The organism is Anabaena sp. CCY 9402-a (genome assembly GCF_963920945.1).
In the GTDB taxonomy this organism is placed as follows: domain Bacteria; phylum Cyanobacteriota; class Cyanobacteriia; order Cyanobacteriales; family Nostocaceae; genus Trichormus; species Trichormus minutissimus.
Genome location: NZ_CAWUDL010000077.1, coordinates 23,323 through 32,486 on the forward strand (window position 1 = coordinate 23,323; position 9,164 = coordinate 32,486).

General features: G+C 40.1%; 7 protein-coding genes and 1 pseudogene. 4 read left to right on the forward strand and 4 right to left on the reverse strand.

The window, feature by feature from the left end:
* Positions 1 to 275: 275 nt before the first annotated feature.
* From ACM0OR_RS22885 to ACM0OR_RS22900, 4 genes and pseudogenes are all read right to left on the reverse strand, one after another.
* A complete protein-coding gene (locus ACM0OR_RS22885) occupies positions 276 to 953 on the reverse strand; it encodes a hypothetical protein (protein WP_414578874.1) in 678 nt (225 codons plus the stop codon).
* Between the two features lie 67 nt (positions 954 to 1,020).
* Positions 1,021 to 1,179, reverse strand: a pseudogene (locus tag ACM0OR_RS22890) (zinc metallopeptidase); the annotation flags it as partial.
* A gap of 424 nt (positions 1,180 to 1,603) precedes the next feature.
* Positions 1,604 to 2,194 carry a Crp/Fnr family transcriptional regulator gene (locus ACM0OR_RS22895; protein WP_414578875.1) on the reverse strand — a complete coding sequence of 197 codons (591 nt, stop codon included), beginning with the start codon at positions 2,192 to 2,194 and terminating at the stop codon, positions 1,604 to 1,606.
* Positions 2,195 to 2,317: 123 nt separating this feature from the next.
* Positions 2,318 to 4,591, reverse strand: a complete 2,274-nt coding sequence (locus ACM0OR_RS22900; protein ID WP_414578876.1) for a transglycosylase domain-containing protein — start codon at positions 4,589 to 4,591, stop codon at positions 2,318 to 2,320.
* A 342-nt stretch (positions 4,592 to 4,933) separates the two neighbouring features.
* On the opposite strand from ACM0OR_RS22900, the gene folK reads away from it, so the two are divergent.
* The 4 genes from folK to ACM0OR_RS22920 all read left to right on the forward strand — a co-directional run bounded on the left by folK (position 4,934) and on the right by ACM0OR_RS22920 (position 8,919).
* Positions 4,934 to 5,431, forward strand: a complete 498-nt coding sequence (gene folK / locus ACM0OR_RS22905; RefSeq protein ID WP_414578877.1) for a 2-amino-4-hydroxy-6-hydroxymethyldihydropteridine diphosphokinase — start codon at positions 4,934 to 4,936, stop codon at positions 5,429 to 5,431.
* An 87-nt stretch (positions 5,432 to 5,518) separates the two neighbouring features.
* Positions 5,519 to 6,067, forward strand: coding sequence for an NUDIX hydrolase (locus ACM0OR_RS22910; protein ID WP_323267479.1), 549 nt, complete (start codon positions 5,519 to 5,521; stop codon positions 6,065 to 6,067).
* A 290-nt stretch (positions 6,068 to 6,357) separates the two neighbouring features.
* Positions 6,358 to 8,250, forward strand: coding sequence for an Eco57I restriction-modification methylase domain-containing protein (locus tag ACM0OR_RS22915; protein WP_414578878.1), 1,893 nt, complete (start codon positions 6,358 to 6,360; stop codon positions 8,248 to 8,250).
* 150 nt (positions 8,251 to 8,400) lie between these two features.
* Entirely contained in the window at positions 8,401 to 8,919 is a 519-nt protein-coding gene (locus ACM0OR_RS22920; RefSeq protein WP_414578879.1) for a BsuBI/PstI family type II restriction endonuclease, read from the forward strand.
* Positions 8,920 to 9,164: the final 245 nt, after the last annotated feature.

Sequence of the window (9,164 nt, forward strand, 5' to 3'; positions counted from 1 at the left end):
TGGGTTAATAAAATAGGCTCAGGGACTTCGGGAAGCATTTTTAAGATTTCATGGACATATCGAAAAAACAGTTTTTTCAACGCAGAGGTTCGCTGAGGTCAGCGCAAAGTTACGCAGAGTGAAAAGAATTTATCCCATTAACTCATGTGATTTTTTCTATCTTTCCCCTGCTCCCGCAACTCAACATAATTTACGATGGGAATAACTAATCACAGAGAACACAGAGAACACGGAGGTCGGAGAGTTTGAAGGAGATTTTAGGTGTTTGTTGTGAGTTAAGCAGAGTTGCTATTAAATGTTGATTTAAACTCAACTTGATAAAAGTCTGCTAGCACTTTCCCCAACCATTCACTAGGATGATGGTGTGAATGTCCATAGAGATTAATTGTTTTATAATTCATCCGAATTAAACCATCTTCTGATATTAATTTGGCGGGAAACCATCGAGGATATGATATATCTGTTGCATAAAGCTTTTGCTTGGTAACAATTTCTAAATCCCAGGAGTCAGCCTCACTAGTTCTGTTGAGAAATTGATTAAAGTAGCTGATGTTGGTAGCTAAAACAGAAATTTTATGAGACATACCCAGAAGTTGATAGATAATTGTCAGAGATTCTTGGGTAGCATGAATTTGAGTGACTCCCAGAATACCCCATACGAAAGCCCAAGAAGTGAACCCTAAAAGAAATAGCATCCCGAAAAACATCAGCATAGACCAAATATTATTAGTGTTATAACTCCAAAGTTGGATGGCTTCCGAAAAGCGGAGATTTAACAGCTCGTATAATCCCGACAGCAGTCCGAAGCAATGTCCAGCAAATATGAAAAAAAATGGTATGAAGAAAATTAATAAACAGCCTTTAGCTGCAACTCCAGTAGAATATCTAATTTTTAATTCTGGTTCTGTGGAAAAAACCTTAAACTCAGAGGGAATTTGATTGAAATTGCTCATAATAATTATCTGAATATTAATTTACTAAAAGAGTCTGTATATACTTGATGAGCATAAATTTGAGAATCTAAGCAAATTTTCCAGAAATCTCTCTTATTAAGGCATGACCGACTTCATGGGCCGCGATCGCAACTGCTATGATAGAATTGGAATTAGCCACATCTGCGGATAAACCCACAAAATTGAGCATTGGGCTATAGCAATTTTCCTGGTCTTTAGTACAACAAACTTTTACATGCGTTCATTCCAATTTCCATAGAATGAAAACAGCGACTTCAGCACCAGTCATCTGACCTAAACATTCCTCTAAAAGTTGGTATTGTAAAGAGGGTTTTAACCTCAGTCCTTGAAAGAAATAATGCAAATTGCTGATTGAAGCCATGATAATTTGTGTACTAGATTCATGAGAAGTTAAGGAAATTGGGAAATCACTCCCTCTTTCTTGATATCTATATTTCTAGTCCAGAAATGTTGAATGTGATACAAAACTTTACGTAGTGAATTAAAGTAGCCCTAAAAAGCCTAAAATAGTCAACATAACATCATCTCCTCAAACCAGAGAACATAGCTAATTTTTCGACACATACAAGACTGTTCGCGTAGCATCTCGAAGAGAACAGGACTTACGCAACAATCTGACTCTTCTGCTTTTAAATCTCGTAGTACCAAATATCTTCTTCTCTCAGGATAATTCTATTGAGCGATTGCCTGTCAATCAAACCTTCTTGCTCAAATTGTCCCAAGATGCGTGTTACAGTCACCCGTGTCGAACCTATCATATCCGCCAAATCTTCGTGAGTCAGACGCATATCGATTAAACGTCCCTTCTCTACTTCTAAGCCAAACCTTTGAGATAACCAAGCCAAGAGCTTCAGCAGCATGGTTTCTACTTTTTTATAGCTCCGAATGACCATTAACTCTTCGGACTGTTGAATGTGAGCCAGTAGAGTTTCTGTAGAATCAGACCATTCTTCTAGGGGTAAAATTCTGGCTTCAACCTTTGTCAAACACTCCATCTGGTAAGGTTCTAATTTTGACAACGTTCTACCAACAATATCGCCAGAACCCCACAATCCCAATGCTACAGTTGTACCATTTTCCTGATAAGTGACAGTTCTGACGAAACCTGTGTCAATCTGCCACAGGCTATTTTGATAGTCTGGCAAAAGTGACCGTCGTGTGAATAACAGCTTGGTCTTTTGACTACCTGAGTCAATGAAGCTTGATTTTAATGACACCACTGGATATTACGCTTTATCGATAAATTAACAGTAGTATATTTATATCAGGTTATAGGGAACAGGTGACAGGTGACAGGTAGAAGAAGTAGGGGAGCATAACCCCTGACTAATGACTAATGACTATTAACTTCTAGGTTTGAGTCTTTCACGCCAAGAAGGTGTGGGGGATGAAGACTCTCTAGAACTACGAGGTGTAGAAGAACCTGATTCTACCGTTCTAGTTCGCTCTCTTCTAGGTGGAGAAGCTGCACTGGCACTAGAATTGGATTCTTGACTACGACGATAGCGTCGCCGTCTTCTTGATGAATTATCATCTGTTTCTTGGTTGCTGTTTCTGCGTCTTCTAGATGAGCTGGTATCCTGTTTTTCTGATTTTTCATCAGAGTTAAGAGAACCATGCAAGACTTTTTTAGGCTTAATGGGTTTAGCTTTAATGCTGCCTTTGCGACCTTTTAGTTTAGGTCTGTCAGGAAACTTTTCTACCGGCATTCCCTGCACTGCGACTTCCATAAACTCATGCCAAGTGTAGGCTGCACTACCACTACCCCCAGAGGTGGGGCGATTGTTATCATTCCCTAACCATACCCCTGCAACTACTTGGGGAATGTAGCCAATAAACCACAAATCACGGGCTTCATCGGATGTGCCTGTTTTGCCTGCGACTGGTCGCTTATCTAATTGGGCGGCCGCACCTGTACCTGCTTCGACGACGTTGCGTAACATCGAAGTCATGATGGCGGCGGTAGTAGGATCAAGGACTCGCTTGGGTTGAGAATCTACTGACCATATGACCTCACCTTTGCGGTTCAGGATGCGACGTATACCATAGGGTTGGGCGTGTAATCCTTGGGTGGCAAAAGTACCGTAGGCACTAGTTAATTCTAAAAGATTGACTTCATTCGAGCCGAGGGCAAGGGAATAGGTGGGTATAAGTTTAGATTTAATGCCCATATTATGGGCTGTGTTGATAGTCGGATCAAATCCTATATCAAGTAATACTTTGAGGGCTACTACATTCACAGAACGCGTCAGAGCATCGTTTATACTCATCCAACCCCGAAAAGTTTTGCCGTAGTTCTTAGGTTCGTAGTCATCGACGACAAAAGGCGCATCTAAATAGGTGTCGTTGGGGCTTTTGCCTGTAGCGATCGCGGTAGCATAGACAAACCCTTTAAATGTTGATCCTGGTTGACGTTGGGCTTGGGTAACGCGGTTAAATTGGTTTTTGCCAAAGTCTTTACCTCCCACCATCGCCTGAATTTCACCGTTGCGGGGGTCAATGGCTACTAAAGCTGCTTGTTTAAAGTTTTGCCAGCGACCTTGATTTTTTAAAGTTTTGGTGACGGCTGCTTCAGCTGCTTTTTGCCAAGTTGGGTTGAGGGTAGTTTCTACGATTAAACCCCCGTTAGCCAAGACATCGGAAGGTACGTGCTGCGGTAATTCTTGCAGAATGTAGCTACTAAAATAAGGGGCTTCTAATTGTAGCCGCTTCGGTAAACTTGATTTGAGTTTAATTGGTTCTTGTGATGCGGCTTGTCTTTGGGCGGCTGTGATAAATCCCTCTTCCTGCATTCTGTGCAAGACCAAATCCCGCCTCTGCCCAGCAGATGTGGGATTATTAGCTGGGGAATAGGAACTGGGTGCAGGAGCGAGTCCGGCTATGGTGGCTATTTCCGCTAGGGTAAGTTTGTCTACGGGTTTACTGAAATACACCCATGCGGCATCTGCTACACCATAAGCCCCTGAACCTAAATATACTAAATTTAAATAACGCTCTAGAATTTGGTCTTTAGTTAATTCTTGTTCTAGTTTTTGGGCTAGGCGGACTTCTTTAAGTTTGCGCCAAATCGTCCGTTCTTGTTTGAGGAAGAGAATGCGAGCTAGCTGTTGGGTGATCGTACTACCCCCTTCTACCACAGTTTGCGATCGCAAATTATTAACAGCTGCTCTAATAATTCCTTGGGGATCAATACCACCATGTTGCTGAAATCTTCTATCTTCGATGGCAATAAAAGCTTGTTGCAGCTGCTCAGGTATTTTTTCTAAATGGAGCGGTTCTCTAGTTGCTTCGCCTTGCTGTTGTAATATACTGCCATCAACAGCTTTGATCGTTAATGTTTGCTCGCGGATGACAGTTTGTAGTTCAGATTTATCTGGTAAAGTACGATCTATTGTGGAGATAAAGTAGCTCAAAGCAATTACCCCACCCCCCAAACTCAAGCCTGTCCAAAACCACACACGCCGATAGAACGGACGTTCCCGACTGCTGAACCTATTAATGATCCCTGATGTCACACTGTTCATATTATGCAACAACTGCCTTCCAGTCACCAACCGGTTGGATGGTAAGTGATCATTTGTGGATTCCTCTTTCTCTAAACGATTACCGGGCGACAAGCGCAGTTCCTCCTTATCTGAGTCACTTAAATTTGGTTACTGGAACTAGAAGGTAAGTTGCTCCACATTAGTTCTTAGGTGAACGCGGTTATTAGCTAGCCAACAAATGATAGTTTTTGGCTTGGCTCACTACTTTCCGTGTTAGTATAATATCCCATAAATAATTAACTGAATTCATTGCTACACAAAATAGATTTTTTACATTCAGTTAATGCTTATTTTGTCAAGATGAATACATTACTTTTAGTGAATTATTGAATCTCAAAAAACTATCAAAAGTATTAAAAAAATATATTAGAACCCTTACCTATCTACCTAAATAGTGACTTGATACAGAATAGAGTGCTAGCCAAAGTTGTCCGTAGTGCCTTAGCTTTAGGCAGTAATATTGGCGATTCTGTGGCAATATTGGCGGCAGCAACCCTAGAATTAAGCGAAATTCCAGGCATTGAACTAGAGGCGAAATCTAGTTGGTATAGAACCAAAGCTGTAGGCCCACCACAACCAGATTACATCAATGGCTGTGTCATAGTGCAAGTAAAAATGAGTCCCCAGGAATTATTAGACACATTGCTGGCGATAGAGCAGAAATTTGGGCGAGTGCGTCGAGAACGTTGGGGTGCGCGATCGCTTGATCTAGATATACTGCTCTACGATGACTTAATTATCGATACACCAAACCTCCAAATTCCCCATCCGCGAATGCACCAGCGAGCCTTTGTCTTAGTGCCATTGGTAGAGATTACCCCAGACTGGATAGAGCCAGTTTCCGGATTAGCGATCAAAGAGCTGGTAAAAAAAGTAGACTGTTCTGATGTACATTTGTTAAAGAGCAGTTAAAGTTACCACTCAATCAACGTAAAAAACACTGGTGCGATTGCCAGAACCAGTATAGTTTTGTACGGTTATAAACAACAGAATTTAACTATGCCACTAGGTAGAGAATTACCACAGCTATTAAAACAACGCCTATTCTATAAGGGCCGCAAATTTGACTTTGAAGTGAATCGCTTGCGCTTACCCAACAAAGCCGAAGGAGAATGGGAGTGCATTCGTCACCCCGGCGGTGCTTTAGCTGTGCCTGTGACTGCGGAAGGTAAACTAATACTTGTACGTCAGTATCGTTTTGCGATTCAAGGACGGATATTAGAATTTCCCGCAGGAACTTTAGAACCCAATGAAGATCCCCTAGATACTGTCAAGCGCGAAATTGAAGAAGAAACCGGACATAGCGCAGAAAAATGGGACAAATTAGGCGAATTTTTCCTAGCACCAGGCTATTCTGATGAGATTATCTATGCCTACCTCGCCAGAGATGTAGAAAAGTTAGACACACCACCTCAAAAAGACGAAGACGAAGATATCGAGATTGTATTTTTCACTCCAGAACAACTAGAGAAAGCCATTCTGGAAGGAGAACCTGTAGATTCTAAGACAATTTCCAGCTTTTTCTTAGCACGTCCGTTTTTAGTTTAGGGAATTGATTTTTTAGTAAGTGGCTCTAGCTCTTTTTTTAGGACTAAAGTCCTTACTAATAAACCTTTACAATAAGAGATTGATTTATAAAGTAAACCTTAAATTGTAGGGTGCGTTAAAGCAACGCGTAACGCACCATATAATATTGGTGCGTTACAGTTAGATATCATTTGGTAAAATCCTCAAATCCTTACATAGCCGTAACACAACCTACTGAATATTTACTTTATAAATAGGCTCTAAGATGCAAATATTTGATATATCTTCATCTTTGAGACTGAATTGACAGCATGGCGATATTTTTGACAGATTCTACTGAGATTAACAGAATTTATCTCTCCTCAAAATTGAATCTGAAGCAGCGTAGTGAATTGGGACAGTTTTTTACTCCTGCTCCAGTTGCTCGTTTTATGGCGAGACAATTCAGTAATCTGTCTGGTCACATCAGTCTTTTAGATCCTGGTGCTGGGGTGGGCGCATTAACGGCTGCATTTGTAGAAAAAATATTGGCAAATCCCAACCAGGTTGAAAGTTGTTTTATCACAGCGTATGAAGTTGAACCAATTTTTCTATCTTCTTTGAGGCAAGGCCTTATAGAGTGTTGTGTTGCTTTAGAAAACAAAGGAATTAAGGCAAATTACTGCTTACATGAAGAAAGCTTCATCAAGGCTTTTACTGAAATAAATTTGCCACTTTTTACCAAGCCTTCCATCAGTTTTACTCACGCGATTCTGAATCCACCTTATAAGAAGATTAACAGTCAATCAGTTGAAAAGAAAATCCTTGCAAAACTGGGAATTGAAACTGTAAATCTATATAGTGCATTTGTTTGGCTGACTGTATTACAGCTTGCTGAGGATGGAGAGATAGTTGCAATTACGCCGAGAAGTTTCTGTAATGGTGCTTATTTTCGTCCTTTCCGTAAAGAATTTTTGGAGAAGATAGGACTTAAAAAAATTCATATTTTTGAGAGTCGTTCCACAGCTTTTGCGGAAGATAAAGTATTACAAGAAAATATTATTTTTCATGCAAATAAAACAAAAACAAAGCCTGATTATGTAGAAATTAGTAGAAATTATGAAACCGAATTAGATGAATTTTCAGAATTAAGGTACGTTCCTTATAGCGAAGTCGTTGAAACAAATGATTCTGAGCGTTTTATTCATATTGTGACTAACTCTCTTGAAGATTTTTTGAGAGTGCAAATGAATAAATTCTCCTCTACTTTGAATGAAATTGGTTTAGAAGTTTCAACGGGGCCAGTTGTCGATTTTCGTCTCAAGTCAGCTTTGAGAACTGGCTGGGATGAGCAAAGTGTTCCATTACTTTACCCAGAAGCTATCAAGGCAGGGAAAGTTTTATTCCCACCCAGCAATCCGCGTAAGGCGATCGCAATTGAACAAAACCAAGAAACAAAAAAATGGTTAGTTCCATCAGGTTGGTACGTGTTGACAAAGCGATTTTCTGCTAAGGAAGAAAAGCGTCGTGTTGTTGCTGCTGTGTGTTCTCCTTTAGATGCACCAGTATTAGGTATAGAGAATCACCTCAACTACTACCATGCTCAAGGACAGGGAATGAATCCTGACCTAGCACGAGGTCTAGCAGCATTTCTCAATTCCACTTTATTTGATAGTTACTTCCGGCAGTTTAGTGGACATACACAAGTTAATGCAACGGATTTGCGTAGAATTAAATACCCTAACAAAGATGACTTAATCCTACTAGGAAGCCAAATTGGTGATTCTCACTTTGATCAGGAGCAACTTGATCAGGTTGTACATAAAACTTTGTCGATTATGAGCGAAGCAACGAACGCAATTCAGGCTAGTAAACGAATTGAGGAGGCACTTGCTATGCTCAAACATATTGATGCTCCCAAACAGCAACAAAACGAGCGTTCAGCACTTTGCTTACTCGCCTTGGCAAACATTCGACCGGAAACACCTTGGCATCAAGCGACAGCACCAAGACGCAGAATAACAGAAATGATGGATTGGTTTCGTGATTACTACGGTAAACAATACGCACCGAATACACGCGAAACAGTTCGACGGCAGACTATGCACCAGTTTGTGCAGATGGGGATAGTAGTTGAGAATCCAGACCGACCAGACAGACCCATTAACAGTCCACAATGGTGTTATCAACTTCATCAACAAGCATTGTCACTTCTTAAATCCTAAGTAATCGCACAGAATTATTTACACATGAGTTTCTATTCTGGATAAGGGTTTTATGGCTTAACTTTGTGTAATTAATTTTGTTTAGCTACTTATGGTTCTGAGGCGTGGGAAGAGACTCGTCGCAATTATGCTGTTGCAATTACAAATTTATTGCAAGATAGGAATCGCAACATCCCCATCATTCCTGTAAGTTTGCCTGATGGTCAAGCCATTCAATTATCATCAGGTGGACAAAATATATTGATCAAAGCAATTTTAGAAAGTTTCTGTCCCAGATTTACACCTGGGGGTTTTGTTCTCTATGTCGGCGATGCTGGGGATAAGTTCATCATTAATGAAACTCAGAAATTTCAAGAAATGGGGATTGAATTAAATCCTCATGGGAAAATGCCAGACATTGTAGTTTACTATGAGCAACAAGATTGGCTTGTATTGATAGAAGCTGTGACTAGTCATGGCCCGGTCAACTTGAAACGTCGCAACGAATTAAAGCAGCTATTTCAGTCCAGCAATAAGGGATTAGTTTTTGTTACAGCTTTCCCAAGTCGTAAGGAAATGACTCGATATCTGGCTGAGATTTCTTGGGAGACAGAAGTTTGGGTAGCAGATCAACCAGATCACATGATTCATTTTAACGGGGAAAGATTTCTTGGCCCCTATGAAAAGTGAGAAAATTGTTTTTGAAAATCTCATTTGTGATACTGCGATCGCGGAAGTGATAAAAACCTTCAGTAATCACCTAAAGCTAGTGTGACCAAAGAAGAAAAGGATACAAGCCCCTAAATTTATTTATGGACACGAAAAAGTGCAAAGAAACATTAATTCAAGCCCACGGATAAATCCGTGGGCTTGAATTTTTAATTTTTAATTTTTAATTTTTAATTTTTAATTTTTAATTTTTAATTTTTAATTTT